This window comes from Duganella sp. CF517, assembly GCF_900110275.1.
In the GTDB taxonomy this organism is placed as follows: Bacteria; Pseudomonadota; Gammaproteobacteria; order Burkholderiales; family Burkholderiaceae_D; genus Rugamonas.
The window spans coordinates 679,767-705,980 of the sequence record NZ_FODC01000004.1; the positions used below are offsets into that span (position 1 = coordinate 679,767).

16 protein-coding genes are annotated in these 26,214 nt (G+C 67.0%); 8 read left to right on the forward strand and 8 right to left on the reverse strand.

What is annotated here, in order from left to right:
- Positions 1–187 precede the first annotated feature (187 nt).
- The 7 genes from BMX85_RS19005 to BMX85_RS19035 all read left to right on the forward strand — a co-directional run bounded on the left by BMX85_RS19005 (position 188) and on the right by BMX85_RS19035 (position 14,557).
- The gene (locus BMX85_RS19005) at positions 188–3,076 is read left to right on the forward strand and encodes a TonB-dependent receptor (protein WP_229210561.1); all 2,889 of its coding nucleotides are present in this window, start codon (positions 188–190) and stop codon (positions 3,074–3,076) included.
- Positions 3,077–3,209: 133 nt separating this feature from the next.
- The gene (locus tag BMX85_RS19010) at positions 3,210–5,258 is read left to right on the forward strand and encodes a glycoside hydrolase family 97 protein (protein ID WP_229210562.1); all 2,049 of its coding nucleotides are present in this window, start codon (positions 3,210–3,212) and stop codon (positions 5,256–5,258) included.
- 80 nt (positions 5,259–5,338) lie between these two features.
- Positions 5,339–7,462, forward strand: a complete 2,124-nt coding sequence (locus BMX85_RS19015) for a glycosyl hydrolase family 28-related protein (protein WP_090321801.1) — start codon at positions 5,339–5,341, stop codon at positions 7,460–7,462.
- 251 nt (positions 7,463–7,713) lie between these two features.
- Positions 7,714–9,453 (forward strand): CocE/NonD family hydrolase, encoded by a 1,740-nt coding sequence (locus BMX85_RS19020; protein WP_090322242.1) that lies wholly within the window; start codon positions 7,714–7,716, stop codon positions 9,451–9,453.
- Positions 9,454–9,497: 44 nt separating this feature from the next.
- Positions 9,498–11,765, forward strand: coding sequence for a CocE/NonD family hydrolase (locus BMX85_RS19025; RefSeq protein WP_090321804.1), 2,268 nt, complete (start codon positions 9,498–9,500; stop codon positions 11,763–11,765).
- A gap of 220 nt (positions 11,766–11,985) precedes the next feature.
- Positions 11,986–13,059 carry a helix-turn-helix domain-containing protein gene (locus BMX85_RS19030; RefSeq protein ID WP_090321807.1) on the forward strand — a complete coding sequence of 358 codons (1,074 nt, stop codon included), beginning with the start codon at positions 11,986–11,988 and terminating at the stop codon, positions 13,057–13,059.
- Positions 13,060–13,213: 154 nt separating this feature from the next.
- On the forward strand, positions 13,214–14,557 hold the full coding sequence (locus BMX85_RS19035) for an MFS transporter (RefSeq protein ID WP_090321810.1): 1,344 nt from the start codon (positions 13,214–13,216) through the stop codon (positions 14,555–14,557).
- An 87-nt stretch (positions 14,558–14,644) separates the two neighbouring features.
- Here BMX85_RS19035 and BMX85_RS19040 read toward each other — a convergent pair whose 3' ends face one another.
- Positions 14,645–15,775 (reverse strand): FAD-dependent oxidoreductase, encoded by a 1,131-nt coding sequence (locus BMX85_RS19040; protein WP_090321815.1) that lies wholly within the window; start codon positions 15,773–15,775, stop codon positions 14,645–14,647.
- A gap of 100 nt (positions 15,776–15,875) precedes the next feature.
- On the opposite strand from BMX85_RS19040, the gene BMX85_RS19045 reads away from it, so the two are divergent.
- On the forward strand, positions 15,876–16,559 hold the full coding sequence (locus BMX85_RS19045) for a TetR/AcrR family transcriptional regulator (protein ID WP_090321820.1): 684 nt from the start codon (positions 15,876–15,878) through the stop codon (positions 16,557–16,559).
- Positions 16,560–16,574: 15 nt separating this feature from the next.
- Here the strand turns inward: BMX85_RS19045 and BMX85_RS19050 are convergent, their stop codons facing one another.
- The 7 genes from BMX85_RS19050 to BMX85_RS19080 all read right to left on the reverse strand — a co-directional run bounded on the left by BMX85_RS19050 (position 16,575) and on the right by BMX85_RS19080 (position 26,069).
- On the reverse strand, positions 16,575–18,188 hold the full coding sequence (locus tag BMX85_RS19050) for a methyl-accepting chemotaxis protein (protein WP_090321823.1): 1,614 nt from the start codon (positions 18,186–18,188) through the stop codon (positions 16,575–16,577).
- A 78-nt stretch (positions 18,189–18,266) separates the two neighbouring features.
- Positions 18,267–18,674 carry a type 2 periplasmic-binding domain-containing protein gene (locus tag BMX85_RS19055; RefSeq protein WP_090321828.1) on the reverse strand — a complete coding sequence of 136 codons (408 nt, stop codon included), beginning with the start codon at positions 18,672–18,674 and terminating at the stop codon, positions 18,267–18,269.
- A gap of 11 nt (positions 18,675–18,685) precedes the next feature.
- Positions 18,686–19,891 carry a porin gene (locus BMX85_RS19060; RefSeq protein WP_090321832.1) on the reverse strand — a complete coding sequence of 402 codons (1,206 nt, stop codon included), beginning with the start codon at positions 19,889–19,891 and terminating at the stop codon, positions 18,686–18,688.
- A 328-nt stretch (positions 19,892–20,219) separates the two neighbouring features.
- On the reverse strand, positions 20,220–21,821 hold the full coding sequence (locus tag BMX85_RS19065; protein ID WP_090321835.1) for a methyl-accepting chemotaxis protein: 1,602 nt from the start codon (positions 21,819–21,821) through the stop codon (positions 20,220–20,222).
- 74 nt (positions 21,822–21,895) lie between these two features.
- Complete coding sequence (locus BMX85_RS19070) at positions 21,896–22,291, reverse strand: type 2 periplasmic-binding domain-containing protein (protein ID WP_229210563.1); 396 nt, start codon at positions 22,289–22,291, stop codon at positions 21,896–21,898.
- 22 nt (positions 22,292–22,313) lie between these two features.
- Positions 22,314–23,513 (reverse strand): porin, encoded by a 1,200-nt coding sequence (locus BMX85_RS19075; protein ID WP_090321843.1) that lies wholly within the window; start codon positions 23,511–23,513, stop codon positions 22,314–22,316.
- A gap of 339 nt (positions 23,514–23,852) precedes the next feature.
- Positions 23,853–26,069 carry a beta-glucosidase family protein gene (locus BMX85_RS19080; protein WP_373923863.1) on the reverse strand — a complete coding sequence of 739 codons (2,217 nt, stop codon included), beginning with the start codon at positions 26,067–26,069 and terminating at the stop codon, positions 23,853–23,855.
- Positions 26,070–26,214: the final 145 nt, after the last annotated feature.

Genomic DNA, 26,214 nt, shown 5'->3' on the forward strand with positions numbered 1-26,214 from the left:
GCAACAGTCGGCCCCTACTTGCATTAAGATTTCCTTCAGGATTGGTCGAAACCGGCGCCTTCGTGTTTGCGTCCCCATAGCGCAGCGTAAGATCCACTTCGACTGCTGTGCGGTCGGGCGGAGCGTAAGAGCATTTCAAGCGCTTGCCGCCGCTGGAAATAGTTCGACTACATATATGGAGACACAAGTGAGTAAAAATATAAAAAATTCCGCGCATGCGGGCGCGCCGCTGCGCGCCACCCCGATCGCGCTGGCCTGTTCGCTGCTGATGCTCGGCGCCAGCGGCTACAGCGGCGCCCAGGAAGCGGCACCGGCGACGCCGGCGGAAGCCACGGCGACGGCGCAGACGGCGGAATCTCCTGCCAAAACGGACAACCCGGGCATGACGACGGTGCGGGTCACCGGCATCCGCAGCGGCATCGAGGCGGCCGTCTCGATCAAGAAAAACGCCACCTCCATCGTCGAGGCGATCTCCGCCGAGGATATCGGCAAGCTGCCCGACAGCACGGTGGCCGAATCGCTGTCGCGCCTGTCCGGCGTGACCACCCAGCGTGACAAGGTCAACGGCAAGGCCACCCAGGTCAGCGTGCGCGGCCTGTCGCCGAGCTTCAACGGTTCGCTGCTCAACGGCCGCGAACAGGCCTCCACCGGCGACGCCCGCAATCCGGAATTCGACCTGTTCCCGGCGGAACTGACCGGTTCCGTGCTGGTCTATAAGACGCCGACGGCCAGCGTCATCGGCCAGGGCCTGGCCGCCACCATCGACCTGCGCACCTTGCGCCCGCTCGAATTCGACACCCGCAAGATCGCCGCCAGCATCCGCAAGGAGCGCATCGGCGTCGACGCCGGCGGCGAGGAGGGCTCCGGCCACCGCAAGACGCTGTCGTACATCGACCAGTTCGCCAACCGGACGATCGGCCTGTCCTTGGGCGTGACCTCGTTCAAGCAGGACAACGGCGACGAGTTGTCGTTCGACAGCTGGGGCGGCTATCTGCCGGACCGGCCGTACAACGGCGGCACCGTCAAGGTGATCGGCGGCTTCCTGTCGGAAACGGCGCACCGCAAGAACGACCGCGACAGCGCCACGGCGACGCTGCAATTCCGTCCCAACGCCAAGTTCAAGACCAGCGTCGACCTGTTCTACTCGCGCGGCACGGAAACGACCAGCCGGGTCGGCCTGGAGGGGGCGATCGCCACCAACGCCGGCATCTACGATCCTGACGGCGTGCTCAGCAACGCCACCATCGTCAACGGCATCGCCACCAGCGGCACCGTGAGCAACTATAAGGGCGACATACGCAACAACATGTTCCGCGGCAAGGACAACTTCAAGTCCGTGGGCTGGAACGCCGAATACAAGCTCAACGACTGGCGCCTCGAGGGCGACCTGTCGTACTCGAAGGGCCACCGCTACAACGCCAATTACGAAACCATCGCCGGGCAACCGGGCAACACCCCGGCCAGCCAACTGGGGTCGATCTCGTACAGCGGTTTCGACGGCACCAATTTCCAGAGCGTGAAATACACGCCCAGCCTGGACTACACCGACCGTTCGGTGATGAAGCTGACCGACGTCGACGGCTGGGGCGGCGGGCCGCTGACGCCACAGGCCGGCTATCTGGCGCAGTCGAAGATCGACGACAAGCTCAAAAGCGCGCGCATGACGGCGCACCGCGAGCTCGACTGGGGCCCGGTGATCGGCGCCCACGTCGGCGTCAACCTGAGCAAGCGCGAGAAGTCGCGCCTGGGCGACGGCGAGGGCCGCCTGTCGGTCAACGGCGGCGACGGCTACGCGGCGGCGACCATCCCCGGTACCAACACGGCCATCGCCGGCCCGGTCGGCATCCGCGTGGCGCAGTTCGATCCGACCGGCACCCTGGGAACGATCTACTCGATGAACACCTGGGTCGACGCCGCCGTGCTGGCGCGCGACTGGGTCGTCACCGAAAAAGTCAACACGCTGTACGCCATGGCCGATGTCGATAGCAAGCTGTTCGGCATCCCTTACACCGGCAACGCCGGCATCCAAGTGGTGCGCACCGACCAGGAAGGGCAGGGCAACCAGGTCGACCAGTCCAAGTGCACCGGCATCACGGTCGACACCTGCCTGTTTACCATCAACCGCGATGGCATCAAGTACACCAACGTGCTGCCGAGCATGAACCTGGCCTTCGACCTGGGCGACGACAAGGTGCTGCGCGTGGGCGCCGGCAAGCAGATGTCGCGCGCCAATCTGGACAATATGCGCGCCGGCTTGAACTACAGCCTGCCGACCTCGTCCCCATACGATCCGGCCCTCAGCGGCACCGGCGGCAACCCGCGCCTGAAGCCGTACATGGCGCGTTCGCTGGACTTGTCGTTCGAAAAATATTTCGGCAACAGGGGCTACGTCAGTGCGGCGTTCTTCTTCAAAAAGCTCGACAACTACGTGATCAACGCGCCGCGCGGCTTCGACTTCGCGCCGTACGTCAGCTCGACCACGCCGTTGCCGGCCACCGGCGAGTTCAAGGGCAGCACCATCGGCTTCCTGACCACTCCGGTCAACGGCCAGGGCGGCACCATGCGCGGCATCGAGCTGGCGATGAACCTGCCGTTCTCGCTGCTATGGCGGCCGCTGGACGGCTTCGGCGCCACCGTCAACTACTCGTACACCGACAGTTCGGTGACCTTGCCGACCTCCGGTTTCATCACCGCGAGCAACAAGCCGGTGTTCGCCGACCAGGTGTCGGAGATCGGTCTGCCGGGCCTGTCGAAGAACGTCAGCAGCCTGCGGCTGTACTACGAGAAGAGCGGGTTCCAGATGTCGTACACGATCCGCAACCGCTCCTCGTTCGTCGGCGAGATCAAGGACTACCGCAGCGATTCGCAGTTCACCTTCATCCGCAGCGAAACCATCGCCGACATCCAGGGTTCCTACGAATTCCAGAGCGGCTGGCTGAAGGGCGTGTCGATCTTCGCGCAGGCCAACAACCTGACCAATACGCCGTTCCGCGAATTCACCAAGGACCCCGACATCGTCACGACGTCGCGCAGCTACGGCAAATTCTACGCGGCCGGCGTGAACGTCAAGTTCTAAGCCCGCGTTCCCGGGTTCCGGGTACTTCGTTGCAGGCGCTCCCGCCTGTTTCCTTCGCCGCCGGTGGCGGCGAGGGTTTTTTGCCGGCGCCACGCCGGCCATACCGTCACTTCACGCATTCAATTCTCTCAACATGATCCTGAAAACCATGGCGCTCGCATGCGTCTTGGCGGGCGCAAGCGCCGCCGTCCACGCCGCTCCGGCCACCTCCCCCTCGGCGCCCGGGCGCGCCTGCGTGCAATCGCCGTCCCGGGCGCTCGAGTTGTGCACCTTCGTCAAGTCAGGCCGCGCCTGGTACCAGCTGAAGAAGGATGGCGTGCTCGTGCTCAAGGATTCCGAACTCGGCCTGGCCTTCGCCGGCGAGTCGCGCGCCCGCATCGCCACGCTCGGCGCGGTCGAGCGCAACAGCGTCGACACGCAATGGGAGCAGCCGTGGGGCGAGCAGCGCGTGATCCGCGACCACCACAACGAGCTGCGCGTCGCCTACGCGGCCGACGCGGCCGCGCGCGGCTTCGACGTCGTGTTCCGCCTGTTCGACGACGGGCTGGGGCTGCGTTACGACTACCGCCACATCGCGCCCGGCGCCGACGTCGCCATCAGCGACGAGTACACCAGTTTCCATTTCGCCGACCGCTACCAGGCCTGGTGGTTCGAGGCGCACGACAAGGTCAATCTGGAAGGCCTGTACCGCCACGGCGACCTGGCGCGGGTCAAGAGCGCCGAAACGCCGTTCACCGTGCAAGGCCAGCGCAACTACGTCAGCATCCACCAGGCCGCGCTGGTCGATTTCGCCGTGATGTTCCTCGAGCGGCGCGGGCCGGGACTGTACAAGGCCGGCCTGTATCCTTGGTCCGACGGCGTCGCCGTCAGGAAGCGCGGCCCGTTCACCACACCGTGGCGCACCGTGCTGGTGGGCGCCACCCCCGGCGCGCTGGCCGACTCGCGCATCGAACTCAATTTGAACGAGCCGAGCAAGATCGCCGACACCAGCTGGATCAAGCCGATGAAATACGTCGGCGTGTGGTGGGAAATCCACCTCGGCAAGGGCACCTGGAGCACCGGGCCGCAACACGCGGCCAACACCGACAACGTCAAAAAATATATCGACTTCGCCGCGCGCAACGGCTTCGGCGGCGTGCTGGTCGAAGGCTGGAACAAGGGCTGGGACGGCGACTGGGGCAAGGGTGTCGAGTTCCGCTTCGCCGAGCCGACCGCCGACTTCGATATCGGCGCCATCACCGCGTACGGCGCCGCCAAGGGCGTCGAGCTGGTCGGGCACCACGAGACCGGTGGCGCGACCGAAAACTATGGCGCCCAGCTCGACGACGCGATGGCGTTCTACCACAAATATGGCGTGCATTCGGTCAAGACCGGCTATGTAGGGGCGGCCGGCCGCTATCCGCGCACCGGCGCCGACGGCAAGCCGCAATACGAATGGTACGGTGGCCAGTACATGGTCAACTTCCACCAGCGCGTCAACGACGCCGCCGCCGCCCAAAAGATCTCGGTGGTCGCGCACGAACCGGTCATGGACACCGGCCTGCGCCGCACCTGGCCGAATATGCTCAGCCGCGAGGGCGCGCGCGGGCAGGAGTGGAACGCCTGGGGCAAGCCGACCAACCCGCCGGAACATGTGACCATCCTGCCGTTCACGCGCATGCTGGCCGGCCCGATGGACTATACGCCCGGCATTTTCGACGTCACGTTCGGTAAGCAGACACTCGAGCAGCGGGTGCAGTCGACGCTGGCCAACCAGCTGGCGTTGTATGTGGTGTTGTACAGCCCGGTGCAGATGGCGGCCGACCTGCCGGAGAACTACGAGAAATACGCCGACGCCTTCCAGTTCATCAAGGACGTGCCGGTCGACTGGGAGCGCAGCCGCACCCTGCAAAGCGTGATCGGCGACTACGCCATCGTGGCGCGCCAGCAGCGCGGCGCGCGCGACTGGTATCTGGGCGCCGTCACCGACGAGAAGGCGCGCGCGGTCACGGTGCCGCTGGACTTCCTCGATCCGGCGCTGCGTTACGAGGCCGTCATCTACCGCGACGCCGACGACGCCGACTACCGCGGCAATCCGACCGCCTACAAGATCGAGCGCCGCAAGGTCGGCGCCGGCGACAAGCTGGCGTTGCGCCTGGCGCCGGGCGGCGGCACGGCGGTGCGGTTCCGCGCCTTGGATTAAGTGTTAGCCGCCGCCCGCGCAGACGGGCGGCGTTCACGGCCGGGTGACCGGCATTCCACAAAAAAATAAGGAGACTGGACATGAAAAAAATATCGCATACCCTGTTGCCGCTGGCGGCGGCGGTGCTGGCCGTGGGCGGCTGCGGCGGCGGGTCCGGCGCCCCGCCCGGCCTGTCCGACAAGGCGGCGGCGTCGGTGGAAGTGGTGCCGCAAGCGTCCGGCGCCGTGGATAAATCGGCCGCGCAGGCGTACCGCGCGACGGAGGCGTTCGTCTCCGGCGGCGCGGTGGTGGGCGGCGGCGCTGCCAGCGGCTTTGGCGCCGTCGGCGCGCGCGCCATCTTCACCGTCAACGTGGCCAGCGCCGGCACCTACGCGGTCAGCCTCAACTACGCCAACGGCAACCACGGAGCCGGCAAGTTGACCTTGTACGTCAACGGCCTGCGGGACGGCCCGGTCAATCTGCCGCCCACCGGCGGCGCGGCCACGTGGAGCACCAAGGGCGCCAAGGTGGCGCTGCGCGCGGGTCTCAACACGCTGACCTACCGCGCCGACGGCGGCGACGCCAGCGGCGTGGCCCTGCGCTATGTCGGCGTCGAGAACGGCGCGCCGATGGCCGCCCGGGGCGCCACGCTGGCTTACCAGGAATACGAGGCCGAGGACGGCGCCACCAACGGCGTGGTGTCCGGACCGAGCCGCGATTACCTGACGGTGGAGGGCCAATCGTCGGGCCGCCGCCTGGTGAGCTTGCAGAGCACCGGCGCCCGCGTCGAATGGACCGCCACGCAGGCGGCCAACGCGCTGGTGGTGCGCTACAGCATGCCGGACGCTGCGGCCGGTGGCGGCACCGACGCCACCCTGAGCCTGTATGTCGACGGCGTCAAGGTCAGGACGTTGGCGCTCAGTTCGCGCTACGCCTGGAACTATGGCGCCTTCCCCTACAGCGACGATCCGGCCCAGGGCGGGGCCACCCACTTCTACGACGAGAGCCGTTTCACCGGCCTCGCCATCGCCAAGGGCGCCCGGGTGCGCCTGCAAAAAGACGCCGGCGACACGGCCGCCTACTACAAGATCGACTTGATCGACCTGGAGCGGATCGACGCCCCGCTGGCGATGCCGGCCGGTTTCGTCGACATCCGCGACTTCGGCGCCAGGGCCGACGACGCCGGCGACGACATGGCCGCGGTGGTCGGCGCCATCGCGGCCGCGCGCGCGGCGGGCAAGGGGGTGTGGATACCGCCTGGCCGGTTCAACCTGAGCGGACGGCCGGAATTGGACCGGGTGCAGGTGCGCGGCGCCGGCATGTGGTACAGCGAGTTGCACGGCACCGGCGGCAAGGGCGGCTTCATGGGGCGCGGCAACGACATCACCGTCGCCGACCTGCTGTTCACCAGCGACGCGCTGCGCCGCAAGGACGCCGACGACAATCCCGGCCTGGAGGGGGACTTCGGCGCCGGTTCGCTGATCCAGAACGTCTGGGTCGAGCATATGAAGGTGGGCGCCTGGCTGGGCGCCAACAACGACGGCCTGTACATGGTCAACGGCCGCATGCGCGACACCTGGGCCGACGGCGTCAACTTTTCTGGCGGCGTGCGCAACTCGCGCGTCAGCCACTTCAGTTTCCGCAACACCGGCGACGACGCCATGGCGATGTGGTCGCAGAACGCGCCCAACGTCGGCAACAGCTTCAGCTTCAACACCGCCCAGCTGCCGCTGCTGGCCAACGCCTACGCCATCTACGGCGGCGAAAGCAACAAGGTGCTCGACAATGTCGCCGCCGACACCGTGGTGTCGGCGGCCGGCATCGCCATCAGCACCCGCTTCAACGCCAAGCCGTTCGCCGGCACCACCGAGGTGCGCCGCAACACGCTCCACCGCACCGGCGGCTTCGACCCGAACTGGAACACCACCTTCGGCGGCCTGTGGATCTACGCCGAGGGGCAGCCGATCAGCGCCCCGGTGGTGGTCGACACGCTCGAGCTCAACGACAGCACCTACGACGGCGTGCTGGTGACGTACAACCAGAGCGTGACGAACCTGTCGCTCAACAACGTCAATATCAACCGCGCCGGCGGCTATGGTTTGAACTTCGCGGTGACCGGGCAGGGGACGTTTAGCAACGTGGTGGTGACCGACGCCGCGCAGGGCGGCTTGAACAATCCCTACCCGTACACGATCGTGCGCGGTGCCGGCAACAGCGGCTGGTAACGGCGCTGCGTCGGAGTGCCCCTGGACTGGGCGGGCGCCCGGTGTGTACCGGCTGATTTCCACAGTGTGACCCGGGGGGGCTGGCCCGCTCATCCGGCCGGATGGTTCTTCCAACGCGGATATCCGCACTTGTCGCGCTGCGATCACGGTGGTTGTCACGTGCGGCCCCCTTCTGTCGCCGGCAGTCCTATTGTTTGTCCCCCGCTTTTTTTATAGTAGTGCGCAAGTACAAACTATTAGAGGAGACGATCATGAGTGACATCCACAAGATTTTCACGCCGTCCGGGCCGCTGCCGCCGCCGAGGACGGGTCTGCTGACGGCGTTCGAGCCAAGCACCCGGACCCTGAAGGCCGGCTACCAGCTGGCGCCGCAGTTCCGCGCGCTGCCGGTCGACATCGTCTTCGAGAAGGACGTGGCGGTCACGCTGCGCGATGGCGTGACCATCCATGTCGACCTGTTCCGTCCGGTCGGCGACGCCAAGGTGCCGGTCTTGCTGGCCTACAGCCCGTACGGCAAGGCCCAGGGCAGCTCGATGAGCGTGATGGGCGTGTTCGGCCTGGTGGGACTGGACAACAAGATCGTTTCCGGACTGGAAAAATTCGAAGGCCCGGACCCGGCCTACTGGTGCGCGCACGGCTACGCGATCTGCAACCCCGACCTGCGCGGCTGCATCGATTCCGAGGGCGACAGCGTGCTGTGGGACCGCCAGGAAGGGCGCGACGCCCATGACCTGATCGAATGGCTCGGCACCCGCGACTGGAGCAACGGCAAGGTCGGCATGAGCGGCACCTCCTACCTGACGGTGGCGCAATGGTTCGCCGCCGCCGAGCAACCCCGACACCTGGCGGCGATCAATCCATGGGAAGGCGTCAGCGACGTCTACCGCGATCTGGTGCTGCGCGGCGGAATGCCCGACACCGGCTTCGCCGCGCTGCTGCAGAACGGTAGCTTCTTCGGCAAGAACAAGAAGGAGGACATCCTGGCCGAGGCCGAGCGCTATCCGTTGATGAACGACCTGTGGCGCGACAAGATCCCCGATTTCGACCGCATTAACGTGCCGGCCTACGTGGTGGCCAGCTACTCGAACACGCTGCACACGGCCGGCACCTTCCGCGCCTGGCGGCGCATGGCCTCGCAGAACAAATGGCTGCGCATCCACAACGGCCAGGAGTGGCCGGACTATTACGACGAAGCCAACGTGGAAGACCAGCGCCGCTTCTTCGACCGCTACCTGAAGGACCAGAAAAACGGCTGGGAAGACACGCCGACGGTGCGCTACGCGCTGCACGACTTCCAGGGCGGCGACCGCGTCAACCTGCCGGCGACGTCGTTCCCGCCGGCCGATGTCAGCGCCACCAAGTACTACCTCGACGCCGGGCGCCGGACGCTGGGCACCAGCGCCCCGGCCGACAAGGCCAATGCCGCCTACAACGTCGACCTCAATCCGAACGCAGTGTCGTTCATCGTCCGCTTCGACCAAGAGACCGTGATGGCCGGCTATCCGAAAGCGCACCTGTGGGTGGAGGCGCAGGGCAACGACGACATGGACCTGTTCGTGCTGCTGCAGAAGCTCGACGCCCACGGCACGCCGCTGCAACAGTTCACGGTGCCCAACCATAACGCCCGCATCCACGACCTCACCGACCACGGCGCGACCATCCTGCGCTACAAGGGTTCCGACGGCCGCCTGCGCGTGTCGGCGCGCCACCTCGACGGGCAGCTGTCGACCTCGGACGTGCCCGCGCACAGCTTCGAGCGCGTCGAAAAGCTCTGGCCCGGCCAGATCGTCGACATCGAAATCGATTTGCTACCGATCGGCCTGGTGTTCTACCCGGGCGAACAGCTGCGCTTCGTGATCAGCTCGCGCAACCTGACGGGAACGCTGATGCCCGGCATCCGCGAATACGCCGGCGCCAACAGCGGCCAACACGTGATCCACACCGGTGGCGAACACGCCTCGTATCTGCAGCTGCCCATCAAGGCGGCTTGAGCGGCCGGGCAGGGCGCGACGTTAATCAATTTGAAGGATTTTTCATGCAAACATCTACTGTCTCCGGGCAGGGCGGGCTGCTGACCGGCGTCTTCGCCGGGCCGACCCGCGGCCTGAAGTATCAAACCCCGACCGTGTCGGGCTTTACCAACGAGGATGGCGAATTCCAGTACCGGGCCGGCGAGGCCATCAGCTTCATGGTCGGCGGCCTGGTGCTGGGCGCGGTCGAGGCCGCGCCGCGCCTGAACCTGGCGAACCTGATCAACCGCGTCTCGGGCCGGATCGACAAGCTGCACGACCCGTTCATCACCAACATGGCGCGCCTGGTGCATGCGCTGGACCAGGACGGCGTGCTCGAGACCGGCGTGACCATCGCTGCCATCGTGCATGAGCTGATCGGCCCGATGACGCTCAACTTCGAGCAGCCGGTGGTGGCGGTGCCCGGCGGCCCCGCCGACTTCGCCAGCGACCCCAAGGTCAAGGCCATCCTCGAGACGCTCAACGCCACGGCCGGCGTGTTCACCGCCAAGTCGCCACGCACCCTGTCCGATCCCGCCGCCACGCGCAACGAACTGCGCCGCAACATCCGCGGCATCATCAAGATGACCGATGTGCGCATCCCGGTGCGCGACGGCTCCTACGTGTGCGCCGACGTGTTCCGCCCGGCCGCGCCGGGCCGGTATCCGATCGTCATGAACAAAGGCTTTTACGGCAAGAGCTTCTACCACGACTGCATCGCCTCCGAGGAAGACGCGCTGCGCAAGGAGCAGATGGAGGACCGTTTCTTCTCCGGCAATCCGGACGGCATCCAGTATGAAAACCACGAGAGCGTCGACGCCTCGGTGTGGGTGCCGGAAGGCTATGTGTGCATCCGCGTGGAGTCGCGCGGCGTTTGCAACAGCCCCGGCCTGCAAGCGCCGTTGAGCGTGCAGGAAGCCGAGGATTACCACGACGCCATCGAATGGGCCGGGGTGCAGTCCTGGTCCAACGGCAATGTCGGCTTGTGGGGCATGTCGTATCTGGCCATGACGCAGCACAACGTGGCCAGTCTGCAGCCGTCGCATCTGAAGGCCATGATCGCCCAAGGCACCGACGCCGACATCTACAACGAAGCGTTGTACGGTGGCGGCATCTTCGGCGCCGGCTTCTGGAACTGGTGGTGGAAGATCTGGTCCGGCAACAACCATTGCGGCGTCCGCAACCAGACGGACTGGATGGCGCGGGTGCTCGACACTCCGTTCAACGATCCCATGGCCTACGGCCCGCGCGGCTCGATCTTCATGAAGCCGGACCTGGACAAGGCCACCGCGCCGGTGTGGATCGTCGGCCCCCAGTGCGGCGCCATCATCCACCAGCTGGGCAGCAGCGAAACCTATATCCGTTCGACGGCCTCGAAGGCGCGCAAGTTCGATTTCACCGACGCCTGGTTCCCCGGCAGCTACACGCCCAAGACCACCGCCGAGCACATGCGCTATTTCGATTACTGGCTCAAAGGCGTCGACAATGGCGTGATGGACGAGCCGCCGGTGCGGGTGCAGGTACGCGGCGGCAACGGTTCGCACGTGGTGCTGCACGAGCAAGAGTGGCCGATCGCCCGCACCGAGTACCGCCGCTGGTATCTGGACGCGCGGCCGTCGGCCTGGCAAAACGACGGCCGCCGCCACGACATCATGCGCATCGCCGACACGGCGCCGACCGAGATCGGCGTGGCCCAGTACGAGGCCCACTTCGACCTTGGCACGCCCTCGCTGGCGCCGACGGGGCCGATCGGCGGCGCGCCGCGCTGGTCGACCGGCGTCTCGTTCGTCAGCGAACCGATGACCGAGGACTTGACGCTGGCCGGCTACATGAAGGTCGGGTTATGGGTCGAGTCGAGCAGCCGGGATATGGACGTGTTCGTCTCGCTGCGCGTGCTCGACGAGAACGACCGCGAAATCCGCTACGAGTCGCTGGTGCTGCCGGTCGACCTGAACCATATCCACCCGGTCGGCCATGGCTTGCTCAAGGTATCGCGCCGCAAGCTCGACGCCGAGCGCTCGACCGACTACTGGCCGGTGCACACGCATCTGGAACAGGACAGCGCGCCGCTCGAGGGCGGTTTGATCGTGCCGATCGAGGTGGGCCTGAATCCGAGCACGGCGCTGATCAGGAAGGGGTACCGCCTGCGGGTCGATGTGCAGCCGTACTCGCCGGCCGGAGTGCCGGTGCGCGCCTATGACCAGAGTTACCATGCCGGCGCGGTCAACCGCCTGTACACGGGTCCGGACCACGTCAGCTACCTGCAGTTGCCCATCATTCCAGGCAAGGATTGATGGCGTGGCGTGGCGGCGCGGATCGGCGGAAACAATGCATAACTGATACGTGATCGTGTTTTCGCCACAACAGTAGTGTCCTGAAAGGCATATTGCGCTAAACTTGATACGCTAGGGAACGCCACGCAGAGGGCGCCCATGGCACAGTACGCGGGCTTGGCGCCGGTTACCCACCGGCCTCCGGTCCGCGGCGTCGCAAGCATATCAGGAGACACGCACCATGCCCCGAACCGCCACCGCCCCCGCAGCGCAGCAAGATCTGATCTCTTTTGTACCATTGCCAAGCTGGATACGGGCCGCCGCCCGCTGCGGCTTCGCCATCGCGCCCGTGCTCGACGAAATCGGCATCACGGCGGTCGACAGCGGCACCCACGGCATCGTCATCACCCAGGAACAATCGTTCAGATTGATGAAGGCGTGCGTGGCGCGCGCCAAGGGCGAGCATTTTCCGTTCGCCTTCGGCGAAAACTCCTCGCTCGAGTCGATCCCGGAAATCCAGTCCTACATCTGTTCCTGCGTGACCTTGCGCGAGGCGATCAAATACTACGATTGGGTGCGTGATCTGATGAGCAACGGCGTGCACCTGTCGCTGCACGAAAAGGAAAACTACACCCACATCCGCTTCGAGATCGGCGGCAAGCTGCGCACCGAGGCCGCGATATTTTTCACCGAAACCCTGATCTCGTCGATCATCAAGATGATCACGCAGCTGGCCGGGCGCAAGGAAATCGAAAGATTGACCTTCCGGCATGCCGCGCCCGAGTATGCGGCCGCCTATGCGCGCTTTTTCGGCGTGCCGATCGAGTTCAACCAGCCGGCCGACGCCGTCGTCATCCGCACGGAGCTGCTCGATCGCAAGCTCAACGGCGCCGTTCCCGAGTTGTACCAGCAAGCCAAAAACCAGATCCTGCAGCGCGTGTCCAAGCTGTCGTCGTCGGCCAGCATGGTAGGACAGCTGAACCGGCTGTTCGCCGAGCACCCGCATTTGCTGATGGCCGGCCTGGAGGCGGCCGCCGCCAAGCTGCAAATCCATCCCCGCACGCTGCAACGGCGGCTGCACGAGGAAAACAAGACGTTTTCCGACGTTCAATCCGATTCGCGTTTCCAGATTACCTGTTCGCTGTTGCGCGACACCAATTGCAGCGTCAACGAGATCGGCGAGCGTCTCGGTTTCTCCGACCGGCGCGCCTTCACGCGCGCGTTCAAGCGCTGGTCCAACACGTCGCCGAGCAGCTACCGTAACGCACCCGCCGCGCCCGCCGCGCCCGATCGCCACGCGGCCGAGCGGCGCTAAGGCGCCGCGCCCCGGCAACCGGCCGGGGCCGTTGTTTCGGGCCGGGTTGACGCGTCCGGCCCCCTCGTGTCGCTGGCAGTCCTATTGTTCCCCTCCGGCTTTTCCTACACTGATGACATAACAGCAGTACACATCAGAACGTCAGGAGACCAGCATGGCAAGTCAGTTACGCGATACGTCGGTATCGGCGGGGCGTCGCGTCGACGTTACCCATTTGATCGACAACAGCGCATTCAATTCCTTTACCCTGTCGGTGGCGGTGATCTGCTTCCTGGCGATCGTGTTCGACGGCCTGGACGTGTCGCTGTTCGGCACCGTGCTGCCGGCGCTGATGGCCGACATGCGCATGGGACCGGCCGAGGCGGGGATACTGGCCAGCATCGGGCACGTCGGCGCGGTTGGCGGCGCGATCGTCTTCGGCGTCGCCGCCGACGCCATCGGCCGCAAGCGCATGCTGCTGATCGGCGTGACCTTGTTCACCACCTTCACCGCCGCCTGCGGCCTGGCGCAGGGCTTCGTCGATTTCGCCATCTACCGTTTCATCGCCGGCTTCGGCCTGGCCGGCATCGTGCCCATCGCCGTCGCGCTGGTGTTCGAATACACGCCGGGCAAGCGCAAGGCGGTGGTGTCGAGCGCCTGCTACATGGGCATCACGGTCGGCGTGCTGCTGTCGGCGCTGCTGGCCATCGCCTTCCTGCCGTCGCACGGCTGGCGCGCGATCCTGCTCGGCACCTTCGTGTGCATCCTGCTGGTGCCGGCCGCCATGCTGTGGCTGCCCGAGTCGATGCCGACACTGGTCAAGCGGGGCAAGCACGACACTATCCGCGGGATCCTGGCCAAGGTCGATCCGGGCCACGCCGCGCGTGCCGACGACGACTACGTGCTGACCGAGGCGCCGGCGGCCAAGGTGCCGCTGCGCCGCATGTTCCAGGGCGAGCATTTGCGCAACACGCTGTGCCTGGGCATCGCGATGCTGTGCCTGATGATGATCGCCGTCACGCTGACCACCTGGGTGGCGCAGTTGATGGTATTGCGGGGCTTCACGCTGACGACCGGCATCACGTTCATTCTCGTGTTCTCGCTTAGTAACTTCATCGCGACGCCGCTGGCGGGCTGGATGTCGGACCGCATGGGCTATAAAAGAGTGTTCGCGATCTACATGCCGCTGCTGTTCGTGTCGATCTCGCTGATCGGCGTGGCGCCGGACGCGACCGCCGCCCTGGCGTGCATGTTCTTCGCCGGCTTCGCGTGCATGGGCGCCACCTGCGTGCTGTTGCCGTACGCGGGCTCGTTGTACCCGATGAGTTTCCGCTCCAGCGCGATGGGCGTGATCTACGCCATCGGCCGCGTCGGGCCGATCGTCGGCCCCGCGGTCGCCGGCGGCATGCTGGCCGCCAAACTCGGGGTGGGGGTCATCCTGGTCTGTGTCGCCGCGCCCAGCATCGTCGCCCTGGTTGCTTTTTTGCTCGTCAAAGAGCTTCCCGCCCGGCAGCGCTGAACTGCGCTGGTTTTTCGCGGTGCGCCGCGCCCAGGCGGGCGTACCCGCGTGGGTGGCGTCCCGCACGGCACGGCATCCCCCGCCGACTCAGGCGGCGGGGGCCACACTCTTGAGGAAGTCCACCAGGCTGTGCGGCGCGTCGTCGCCGTAGCAGGCGTCGAAGACACTGTAGGCGTCGTCGGCGGCCGCCGCGCTGCGCGGGAACAACTCGCGTTCGTAGGCCGCCAGCGCCGCCTCGATGTCGTCGCCGTGGGCGGCGATCGCTTCGGCCAGCTGGGCGCCGTCGAACATCGCCAGGTTGGCGCCGTCGCCGGACGGCGGCATCAGGTGCGCGGCGTCGCCCAGCAAGGTCACCCCGGCAATACGCTCCCAGCGGTGGCCGTTGGGCAGCGCGTGGATGGGGCGCGCCACGGGCGCGGCGTCGCCGCCGGTGATGAGCGTCCTCAGCGGCGCGGCCCAGCCGTCGAACTCGCCGGCCACGCGCGCCGTCGCGGCGTCGCGGTCGGAAAAATCGATGCCGGCGATCCAGTCCAGCGGCTTGCGCAGCGCCACATAGGCGTGCAGCACGCCGTCGGGCTCGCGGTGCGCGGAAATGCCCTGGCGCGGCGCCAGCGCGAATAAGCCGCCGGGTCCGACCGCCTCCGCGCTGGCCGGCTGGAGGACGTCGGCGTTGCGCACGAAGGTTTCGACGAAGGTGGTGCCTGTATAGGCGGGCTTGTCCGGCGAGAGCAATGGGCGAACCCTGGACCAGGCGCCGTCCGCGCCCACCACCAGGTCGGCGCTCACCGAGGCGCCATTGTCGAACGCCAGCCGGTGGCGGCCGCCGCCCAGCGCCGTGGCGCCGGTCAGTTTGTGCCCCCATTGGACCGTCCCGGCCGGCAGCGAGTCGAGCAGGATGGCGCGCAGCGCGGCGCGCGGCACCTCGGGGCGCAGGCCGTCGGAGCCGCCGTCCTCGAACAGCAGGCGGCCGTCCTTGTCGAACACCCGGGAGGCGTCGCCGCCGGTTTGGATGATGGCGCGGAAGGCGTCGTACAGGCCGGCGGCCCGCAGCGCCGCCTGGCCATCGTGCTCGTGCATGTCGAGCATGCCTCCCTGGGGGCGCGCCGAGGCCGATGCCTCCGCCTCGTAGACGGTGGCGGCGATGCCGTGCACATGCAGCACGCGGGCCAGCGTCAGACCGCCGAGGCCGGCGCCGATGATGGCGATGGAAGTGTTCATATTGATCCTTTGAAATATTGGCATGGTTGCCATGTCGCGTTTATGGAACACTGTTCCATTTCCATTTTGCGCCGGGTCGCTGTTTGTGTCAACATGCGCCATGGATAAACTGACACACACCACTGCGCGGCGGCGGCAATCGCTGACGCGCGAACAGATCATCGAGGCGTCGATCGCGCTGCTGGACGCCGGCGGCGAAGGCGGCTTGACGTTCCGCGCGCTGGCCGAACGGCTGGGCACCGGCGCCGGGGCGATTTACTGGCATGTCGATGACAAGGGTGACTTGTTGACCGCCGCCTGCGACGCGCTCGTCGCGCGCGCGCTGGGCGCGCCGGCGCCGGGACAGGCGCCCGGCGACGTCGTGCGCGCCGTCGCGCTGGCCTTGTTCGACGCCATCGATGCCCACCCGTGGGTGGGCGCGGCGCTGACCGCCGCGCCCGGTTCGCTGCCGGTGGTGCGGATACTGGAACGCTTGGGACGGCAGGTGGGGGCGTTGGGCGTGCCGGCGCACGCGCAGTGGGCCAGCGTGTCTGCGCTGTTGAGCTACATACTGGGGGTGGCGGGGCAGAACGCGGCGAACGCGCGGCTGGCGCTGCCGGCCGGCGCCGACCGCACGGCGTTCCTGGACGCGGTCGCCGACGGCTGGCTGGCCCTCGATGCCGACGAGTTCGCGTTCACGCGGGGCGTCGCCGGGCGCCTGCGCGAGCATGACGACCGGCTCGACTTCCTGGCCGGGATCGATTTGATCCTGGCCGGGATCGCGGCCGCCGCAGCGGCCCGGTAAGGCGCGCTCCCCGCATCACGCCGCGCTCAGGCGCTGCACGGGCCGGCCCGCGGCGCGGCGCGGCAGGGGCGCCGCCACGGCGTCCTGCGCCAGCTTGAAGATGCTGACCGAGCGCGCCAGCAGCAGCGCCTGCTCCTGCATGCTTTCGGCGGCGGCCGCCGACTGTTCCACCAGCGCGGCGTTTTGCTGCGTCATTTGATCCATCTGCGCGATCGCGTCGTTGACCTCGCCGATGCCGTGGCTCTGCTCCTGCGTCGCGGCCGTGATCTCGCCCATGATGTCGGCCACCTGGCGGATCGACGTGACCACCTGCTCCATCGTCTGGCCGGCGGTGTCGACCAGGCGACTGCCGGCGTCGACCTTGCCGACCGAGTCGCCGATCAGTTCCTTGATCTCCTTGGCCGCGCCGGCCGAGCGTTGCGCCAGGTTGCGCACCTCGGAGGCGACGACGGCGAAGCCGCGTCCCTGTTCGCCGGCGCGCGCCGCCTCCACCGCCGCGTTGAGCGCCAGAATGTTGGTCTGGAAGGCGATGCCGTCGATCACGCCGATGATGTCGACGATCTTGTTCGAGCTGGCCTTGATCGAACCCATCGTCTCGACCACCTGCGCCACCACCGAACCGCCCTGCTGGGCCACGTCCGAGGCGGTGGCGGCGAGCTGGTTGGCCTGGCGGGCGTTGTCGGCGTTTTGCTTGACGGTCGAGGTCAACTGCTCCATCGACGCCACCGTCTCCTCCAGCGAGCTGGCCTGGGCCTCGGTGCGGGCCGACAGGTCGGCGTTGCCGCTGGCGATGTCGCGCGAGGCGGCGGTGATCAGCTCCGAGCCGCTGCGCACCTCGCCGACGGTGCGCGCCAGGCTGTCGTTCATGTCCTTGAGCGCGCGCAGCAGCTCGCTCGTCTCGTCCTTGCCCTCGACCACCACCTGCGACGTCAGCTCGCCGGCGGCGACCCGCTTGGCCACCGCGACCGCGCCCGACAGCGGCGCCACGATCGAGCGCGTGATCAGCACCGCGCAGGCCAGGCCGAGCGCGACGGCCACGGCGCCCATGCCGAACAGGGCCAGCATCAATTGGCGATCGTCGGCGACCGAGCCGGCCATGACCGCGACGGCGTTGGCCTGCTGCAGCGTGACCAGTTTGTTCATTTGCGCCACCGACTGCTGGTTGAGCGGGTCGATGCGGCTGGAGATGATCTTGATGCCGCCCTCGACGTTGAACGCCAGCACCTGCGTGATCGCCTCCTTGAACGCGGCGCCGGTGTCGGCGTCGAGCTTGGCGAGTTCGGCCAGTGTCTGCTGTTCCGCCGGCGTCAGGCCGAGCGCCTTCAATTCCATGATCGCTTTGTCGTAGCGGGCGCGGTTGTCGTTGACCCGGTGTTCCTCCTTCTGCATCAGGCCGACATCGGACTGCAGGCCGATGTTGCGCATGGCGATGCCGGTCTCGAGCAGCGCGCTTTTCATCGCGCTCACGCGCAGGTGCTTGGCGTTGGTGGTGTCGAGTCCCTCGGTGAGCGCGGCCTTGTTGCGGAAATTGAGATAGTTGGCCATCAAGACCATCGCCACCAGGATCAGCAAAATGGCGCCGAAGCCGAGGCGCAGGCGGGTGCCGATGGTGAAGTCGCGTAAATTCATGATGTGCTCCGTTGTGCGTGGTGTGTTGCCGGCGGCCGGCCGGCGCGCGTCTTGGCGGGCGCGCCGGCCGGCGCTGCGTTACTGCAGCGTCAAAATGACTTTGACGGTGTCGTCGACCGCCGATTTGTCGATGTAGCCGATCGCCTTCGGATCGGCCGCCACCGCCTTCTTGACGTCGGCGTTGGAGGCGTATTCCTTCGGCGCGGTGGCCTTGCCGGTGAACACTAGCTTGGACCATGCCGCCTTGACCTGGGCCACGTCCTTGTCGGCCACCTTGCGGTAGAAGTCGTTGCGGATGGCCGAGCCGTCGGCCTGGTCGACCGGCGTGAACAGGTCGGACTTACCGAGGAAAAATTGCGCGGCTTGTTCGGAGAACATGCGCGTGGCCGGGTTTTTCGGATTGACGATCACCACCGTCTCGGCGCCGGCAGGCAGGCCCGTGGCGGCCAGCGCCGACAGCAATAACGTTGTCATCAAGGTTTTCATGGCCGGCTCCGTCAGAATACGAAGTCGACGCTGGCGCCGACCACGGTAACGCGTTTGTTATACCCGGCCGGTTCGCCGATCAGGGCGCCGCCGCCGGTTTTCGGTTTGACGCGGTCCACCTGCAGCTTGAGCGCCATGCCCTTGGTGAAGTCCCAGCGCACGCCGATCTGGTCGGAGCTTTGCGCGCTTGGCGCCAACAGGCTGGCCACCGGCGCGCCGAGCGCGCCGGTGGCGGGGAAGTTGGCCGGCACGCGGGCGGTGGTGGCGATCGAGCGGAAGTCGGCGTGCGCGTAGTACGGCATCACCTTGCCGAGGCGGTAGCCGGCCATCGCATACCAGCTGTTGGTGCCCGGAACCTGTACCGGGTCCTTGGCGCGGCGCTGGGCGTACTCGGTCTGGAGCACGATGTTTTTCCAGTCCATCGTGCCGCCGACGGCGGTGAACGCGAACTTCTGGCCGTGCAGCGTCAGGTCCGAGGCCAGGTTGGCGAAGCCGTAGGCGTTGAGCGCGGAAACGAGCGGCGCCAGCGCGGGAATGTCCTCGTGCAGTTCGGCGTACAGGCGCGACACGCGCACCGTGAACGGGCCCGACTCGGCTGACAGCGTCAGGCCGTGGGTCGGGGCGCGGTAGGTGTAAGCGCCGCCGCCGGCATACAGCTTGCCGCGGCTGACGCCGAGGAACGGTTGGGCGGTGAGGGTGACGTCGCCGAAGCCGTGCTGGTAGATCAGGTCGATACCGTCGTGGCTCTCGATCGGCACCTGGCCGTACATCTCGATCGGCGGGCGCATCATCGTGTTGGCGTAGCCGACGTTCTGGTATTCGGAGATCAGGAAGGTCGGCAGCGCCAGGCGGCCGACGCGCACGCTGACGTCGTCGTTGACGCGCGCCTTGACGAAGGCCCAGGTCAGGTCGGTGGTGAAGCCGGGACGCGGGCCCTTGCGGGTGAGCACCTGGCCGGTGGCGGACAGCCAGTCATTGATCTTGTAGCCGACCTGCAGCCCGAGGTTGGTGTCGAGGCCGAGGCGGGCGCCGTCGCCCACGCCTTCGGCCTGGTTGTAGCGCACGAAGCGCGCCTCGTCGGTGTCCGATTTGGCGACGCCCAGCGTGCCGAAGCCGCTGATGGTCAAGTCGCCGTTATCGAGCGCGCCGGCGGTGGCGTTGGCGTGGTGGATCCCGATGGCCGCCAGCACCGCTGCGGTCAATAATTGTTTTTTCATGAATTGTCCTGGAAATGGGTAAAGGCATGCCGCGAAGTCGGTTTCAAGCCGTCGACGGCGACAAAGGTATGCGGGGGCGGGGCATGGACATCATCGTAATATAGTTTCGTTACGGAACCAAATAGTTTTTCTTTATGGATATATTTATTTCCAATTGGTGTAGTTTTCGCGCGTCGGCGGGGTGGGTGCGCAAGGATGGGGGAGGCGGGGAACGGCGGGGCGGGGAACGGCGGGAAGGGGGAACGGCGGGAAGCGGGAACGGCGGGGCGGGGCCCCCGTCATGGCCGGCGCGGGCCCCGCCTGGCCGGGCAGGGCGCCGCTGGCGGGATCAGCGGGCGATCAGTGCCACGCCGGCGCGGCGCGGCATGTGGGCCGGCGCGCCATCCTGCGCCAGCTTGAAGATGCTGACCGAGCGCGCCAGCAGCAGCGCCTGCTCCTGCATGCTTTCGGCGGCGGCCGCCGACTGTTCCACCAGCGCGGCGTTTTGCTGCGTCATTTGATCCATCTGCGCGATCGCGTCGTTGACCTCGCCGATGCCGTGGCTCTGCTCCTGCGTCGCGGCCGTAATCTCGCCCATGATGTCGGCCACCTGGCGGATCGACGTGACCACCTGCTCCATCGTCTGGCCGGCGGTGTCGACCAGGCGGCTGCCGGCGTCGACCTTGCCGACCGAGTCGCCGATCAGTTCCTTGATCTCCTTGGCCGCGCCGGCCGAGCGTTGCGCCAGGTTGCGCACCTCGGAGGCGACGACGGCGAAGCCGCGTCCCTGTTCGCCGGCGCGCGCCGCCTCCACCGCCGCGTTGAGCGCCAGGATGTTGGTCTGGAAGGCGATGCCGTCGATCACGCCGATGATGTCGACGATCTTGTTCGAGCTGGCCTTGATCGAACCCATCGTCTCGACCACCTGGGCCACCACGGAGCCGCCCTGCTGGGCCACGTCCGAGGCGGTGGCGGCGAGCTGGTTGGCCTGGCGGGCGTTGTCGGCGTTTTGCTTGACGGTCGAGGTCAACTGCTCCATCGACGCCACCGTCTCCTCCAGCGAGCTGGCCTGGGCCTCGGTGCGGGCCGACAGGTCGGCGTTGCCGCTGGCGATGTCGCGCGAGGCGGCGGTGATCAGCTCCGAGCCGCTGCGCACCTCGCCGACGGTGCGCGCCAGGCTGTCGTTCATGTCCTTGAGCGCGCGCAGCAGCTCGCTCGTCTCGTCCTTGCCCTCGACCACCACCTGCGACGTCAGCTCGCCGGCGGCGACCCGCTTGGCCACCGCGACCGCGCCCGACAGCGGCGCCACGATCGAGCGCGTGATCAGCACCGCGCAGGCCAGGCCGAGCGCGACGGCCACGGCGCCCATGCCGAACAGGGCCAGCATCAATTGGCGATCGTCGGCGACCGAGCCGGCCATGACGGCGTCGGCGTTGGCCTGCTGCAGCGTGACCAGTTTGTTCATTTGCGCCACCGACTGCTGGTTGAGCGGATCGATGCGGCTGGAGATGATCTTGATGCCGCCCTCGACGTTGAACGCCAGCACCTGCGTGATCGCTTCCTTGAACGCGGCGCCGGTGTCGGTGTCGAGCCGGGCCAGCTCGGCCAGCACGGTGCTTTCCTGCGGACTCAGGCCCAGGCCCTTCAGGGCGGCGATCGCCTTGTCGTAACGGACGCGGTTGTCGCCGACCTTTTGTTCCTCTTTTTTCATCAGGCCGACGTCCGATTGCAGACCGATGTTGCGCATGGCGATGCCGGTTTCGAGCAGCGCGCTTTTCATCGCGCTCACGTGCAGGTGCTTGGCGCTGGCGGTGTCGAGGGCCAGCGTGAGATCGGCCTTGTGGCGGAAATTGAGGTAGTTGGCCATCAAGACCATCGCCACCAGGATCAGCAAAATGGCGCCGAAGCCCAGGCGCAGGCGGGTGCCGATGGTGACGTCGCGTAAGTTCATGGAGAGCTCCGTTGTGCGGTGAATCTGTACGGCGCGGCCGGGCGCACGCGGGGTGCGGCCCGGCCGCTGGCCGCTTATGGCAAGGTCAGGATGACTTTGACGGTGTCGTCGACGGCCGATTTGTCGATGTAGCCGATCGCCTTCGGATCGGCCGCCACCGCTTTCTTGACTTCGGCGTTGGAGGCGTATTCCTTCGGCGCGGCCGCCTTGCCGGTGAACACCAGCTTGGACCACACCGCCTTGACCTGGGAGGCGTCCTTGTCGGCGACCTTGCGATAAAAGTCGTTGCGGATGCTGGAGCCGTCGGCCTGGTCGACCGGCGTGAACAGGTCCGATTTGCCAAGGAAGAATTGCGACGCCTGTTCGGAGAACATGCGCGTGGCCGGGTTCTTGGGATTTACGATCACCACCGTTTCGGCGGCGGCCGGCAGTGCCGCGGCGCACAGCGCCGACAGCAGGAGAGTCGTCATCAGGGTTTTCATAGGGGTCCGATCAGAATACGAAATCAACGGTGGCGCCAACGACGGTGACCGACTTGGTGTAGACGGCCGGTCCGCCGATCAGCGAGCCGGACTTGGCCTTCGGCTTGACGCGGTCCGCTTGCAGCTTGAGCGCCATGCCCTTGCTGAAGTCCCAGCGCACGCCGACCTGGTCCGAGCTTTGCTCGACCGGGCCGAGAATGCCGGCGACGGTCGCGCCCAGCGGCGTGGCCCGGCTCAGGCCGGCCGGCATGCTCAGCGTGGTGCCGGTGGTGTGGTAGGCCGCGTGCGTGTAATAGGGCAGCAGCTTGCCGACCCGGTAGCCGGCCATCGCGTACCAGGAATTGCTGCCGGCGACGATCGACGGGTCCTTCGGCCGGCGCTGCGCGTATTCGGTCTGCAGCACGATGTTGTTCCAGTCCATGGTGGCGCCGATGGAGGTGAAGGTGATCCTTTGGCCGTGCAGGATGAAGTCGCTGGCCGTTTGCGGATAGCCGGCGGCGCGCAGCCCGGCGGCGATGGCCGAGAAGCCGGCCGCGTCGTTGTGCAGCTCCACCGCCATGTGGGCGCCGCGCACCACGAACGGTCCGTATTCGCCGGAGACGGCGATGCCGCGCGATGGCGCGCGGTAGGTCGACAGTTGGTTGGCCGCGTACAGCTTGCCGCGGCTGACGCCGAGGTAGGGCTGGACGGACAGGTTAAGCTCGCCAAACGCGCGCTGGTAGATCAGGTCGACGCCGTCGTGGCTTTCGATCGGCACCTGGCCGTACATCTCGATCGGCGGGCGCATCATGGTGTTGGCGTAACCGACGTTCTGGTATTCGGAGATCAGGAACGTGGGCAGCGCCAGGCGGCCGGCGCGCACGCTGAATTCGTCGTTGATGCGCGCCTTGACGAACGCCCAGGTCAGGTCGGTGGTGAAGCCGGCGCGCGGTCCCTTGCGGGTCAGCACCTGGCCGGTGGTCGAGAGCCAATCGTTGATCTTGTAGCTGGCTTGCAGGCCGAGGTTGGTGTCGAGGCCGAGGCGCACGCCGTCGCCCACGCCTTCGGCCTGGTTGTAGCGCACGAAGCGCACGTCGTCGGTGTTCGACTTGGCCACGCCGACGGTGCCGAAGCCGCTGATGGTCAGGTCGCCGCTGTCGAGGGCGCCAGCATGGACGTGACCGGTCGCGAGCGCTGCCAGCACGGCGGCGCCCATGAGTTGCTTTTTCATATAATTTTCCTAGAAGTCGTTGGCGGTGTCTCGCCGGTCGCCGTCGTGGTCGCGTCGTCGCCTGCGGTTTGTTATGCGGGGGTGGGGCATAAGCGAACGATAGTATAGTTTCCGCACAGAACCAAACAGATTCTCGTCGGACGGTGTTTTTTTGGCGCGCGGCAGTGGTTTTTTGTGCGTGAAAACGATTTATCCGTCGCGCGGATGACACAGATCAAGCCGCGGTGTTAAGTTTCATGCTGCCAGTGGCGGGGCTGCGGCAAGGCCGCCGCGCAATCGGTTGGGAAGGCGAGCCCGGTCGGTACCGGACTCGCTCGCATCGCAGGAGTCAGTGCGCAGTCAGCGCGCGCCGGCGGCGAACGCGCGCGCCGGCAGGCGCACCTTGACGGTGGCGACCGGCTTGTCGGCCGCCTCGGCCAGCGTGACGACATACTCGCCTGCGGCGATGCGCCACTGGTTGGCGCGCGTGTCGAACACGGCCAGCACGCGCGGATCGATGCCGATCCGGCTCTCGCCGCTCTGGCCCGGCGCCAGCGCCAGCTTGTCCCAGCCGCCGAGGCGCTTGGGCGCCTCCCAGCCGGCGCCGACCTTGGACACGTACACCTGCGGCACGGCCTTGCCGGCGCGCTTGCCGGTGTTGGCGGTCTTGAAGCGGACGGCGATGGCGCCGCCATCGGCTTTGGCGCTCAGGCCCGTATAGCTGAACGAGGTGTACGACAGGCCGTGGCCGAAGGCGAACAGCGGCTGGTGGCCTTTCTTCTCGAACCACTTGTAGCCGACCGCCGCGCCCTCGATGTTGTAGTCGGTGGAAAAGCGCGCCGCCTCGGGCAGGCCGGTGCCGTCGACGCGCGCGCGCGGCAGCTGCGCGACCGACCGCGGGAAGGTCGCCGGCAGGCGCCCCGACGCGTCGACCTCGCCGGTCAGCACGCGGGCGATCGCCTCGCCGCCGCTGCTGCCCGGATACCAGGCCGCCAGCACGGCATCGACCGCGCCCAGCCACGGCATGGTTACCGGCGAACCGGTCTCCAGCACCACCACCGTGGGTTTGCCGGCGGCGGCCACCGCCGCGATCGTCTCATCCTGCCGGTTCGGCAGCGACAGGTCGGGCTGGTCGAGCGACTCGGCGGTCCACTGGGTGGCGAACACGATCGCCAGGTCGCTGCCGGCGGCCACCTTGGCGGCGGCGGCGGCGTCCTTGCCGTCGTGGTAGACGAACTTCGCGTGCAGCCGCGCGGCCAGCGCCTTCAGCGGCGACGACGGCAGATATACGGTCGGGCCGGGGAAGCTGGCCGGCCCCTCGTTGGGGACCGGCGAGCCGCCGGCCGGGTACACCTGCGACGAGCCGCCGCCGGACAGCACGCCGACGTCGGCATGGCCGCCGATGATGGCGATGGTGGTGTAGGTGTTGGTCAGCGGCAGCAGCCCCTTGTCGTTTTTCAGCAGCACGATGCCTTCCTCGGCGGCCGCCTGCGAGACGGCGGCGCTGGCGGCGACGTCGATCTTTTCCGGCTCGACCCGCACCGGGTGCTCCATCAGTCCGTTGGCGTACATGGCGCGCAGGATGCGGCGCGCCATGTCGTCCAGCCGCGCCGGCGGCACGTGGCCGTTCTCGACCGCCTCCTTGAGCGCGCCGTTGAAGTAGGGCGACAGGTCGAACGGCCAGCCCGATTGCTGGTCGAGGCCGTTGAGGGCGGCCGGAATGGTCGAGTGCGTTGCGCCCCAGTCGGACATCACGTAACCCTTGTAGCCCCAGTCGCGCTTGAGCACCTGGTTCAACAGGTAGTCGTTTTCGCAGGCGTAGAAACCGTTGACCAGGTTGTAGCCGCACATGACGGCGCCCGGGTCGCCCCGTTCGATGGCGATCTGGAACGCCAGCAAGTCCGACATGCGGCCGGCGGCGTCGCCGATCCTGACGTCGACCTTGGTGCGGCCGGTCTCCTGGTTGTTGTAGGCGAAGTGCTTGACGGTGGCGACCACGTGGTTCGATTGCACGCCGCGGATCGCCTCGCCGACCATGACGCCGCTCAGCAGCGGGTCTTCGCCGGCGTATTCGAAGTTGCGGCCGTTGCGCGGCTCGCGTTGCAGGTTGACGCCGCCGACCAGCATGACGTTGTGGCCGGACAGGCGCGCCTCCTGGCCGATCATGGCGCCGCCGGCATACGCGAGCGCCGGGTTCCAGCTGGCCGCGGTGGCGATGCCGGCCGGCAGGGCGGTGCGCGCGCGCGGCTGCTCGCTCGGCTGCGTGGCGACGCCCATGCCGGCGTCGGTCAGCTGTTGGTGGGGAATGCCGAGGCGCTCGACGCCGGCGATGAAGCCGGCGGTGAACGGCACGCCGTCCTTGGGCCTGGCCGTGCCTTTGAAATCGGTGGAGAAGTAGCCGAACACGGTCTGGATCTTCTCGTCGAGCGTCATCGCGGCGACGGCGGCGGCGGCGCGCTGGTCCGGCGCGGGGGCGTCGCCGCCGGCCGCCGTGGCGGCCGTCATGCCCATGGCGAGCGCTAGCAGCAGCGGCAGCGTCCGCATGGCGTGGTGGCGTGGTGTGGTCTGTTGTCGCATGCGTTATCCCATGATTGAAATCGATTTCACGGCATATTCCCGATCACTCGCGCCGAAGTCAAGCGAATGTTGTGAATTTACATAAATCGTGAAATTTTTCGTATCTTTACTACGTTTAGTAAAACCAGCTAAACAATTTAATTGA

Excerpts from the sequence above, each read along its gene's own strand:
- BMX85_RS19010 (WP_229210562.1), top strand. The coding sequence starts at position 3,210 with ATGATCCTGAAAACCATGGCGCTCGCATGCGTCTTGGCGGGCGCAAGC.
- BMX85_RS19015 (WP_090321801.1), top strand. The coding sequence starts at position 5,339 with ATGAAAAAAATATCGCATACCCTGTTGCCGCTGGCGGCGGCGGTGCTG.
- BMX85_RS19020 (WP_090322242.1), top strand. The coding sequence starts at position 7,714 with ATGAGTGACATCCACAAGATTTTCACGCCGTCCGGGCCGCTGCCGCCG.
- BMX85_RS19025 (WP_090321804.1), top strand. The coding sequence starts at position 9,498 with ATGCAAACATCTACTGTCTCCGGGCAGGGCGGGCTGCTGACCGGCGTC.
- BMX85_RS19030 (WP_090321807.1), top strand. The coding sequence starts at position 11,986 with ATGCCCCGAACCGCCACCGCCCCCGCAGCGCAGCAAGATCTGATCTCT.
- BMX85_RS19035 (WP_090321810.1), top strand. The coding sequence starts at position 13,214 with ATGGCAAGTCAGTTACGCGATACGTCGGTATCGGCGGGGCGTCGCGTC.
- BMX85_RS19040 (WP_090321815.1), bottom strand. The coding sequence starts at position 15,775 with ATGAACACTTCCATCGCCATCATCGGCGCCGGCCTCGGCGGTCTGACG.
- BMX85_RS19045 (WP_090321820.1), top strand. The coding sequence starts at position 15,876 with ATGGATAAACTGACACACACCACTGCGCGGCGGCGGCAATCGCTGACG.
- BMX85_RS19050 (WP_090321823.1), bottom strand. The coding sequence starts at position 18,188 with ATGAATTTACGCGACTTCACCATCGGCACCCGCCTGCGCCTCGGCTTC.
- BMX85_RS19055 (WP_090321828.1), bottom strand. The coding sequence starts at position 18,674 with ATGAAAACCTTGATGACAACGTTATTGCTGTCGGCGCTGGCCGCCACG.
- BMX85_RS19060 (WP_090321832.1), bottom strand. The coding sequence starts at position 19,891 with ATGAAAAAACAATTATTGACCGCAGCGGTGCTGGCGGCCATCGGGATC.
- BMX85_RS19065 (WP_090321835.1), bottom strand. The coding sequence starts at position 21,821 with ATGAACTTACGCGACGTCACCATCGGCACCCGCCTGCGCCTGGGCTTC.
- BMX85_RS19070 (WP_229210563.1), bottom strand. The coding sequence starts at position 22,291 with ATGACGACTCTCCTGCTGTCGGCGCTGTGCGCCGCGGCACTGCCGGCC.
- BMX85_RS19075 (WP_090321843.1), bottom strand. The coding sequence starts at position 23,513 with ATGAAAAAGCAACTCATGGGCGCCGCCGTGCTGGCAGCGCTCGCGACC.
- BMX85_RS19080 (WP_373923863.1), bottom strand. The coding sequence starts at position 26,069 with ATGCGACAACAGACCACACCACGCCACCACGCCATGCGGACGCTGCCG.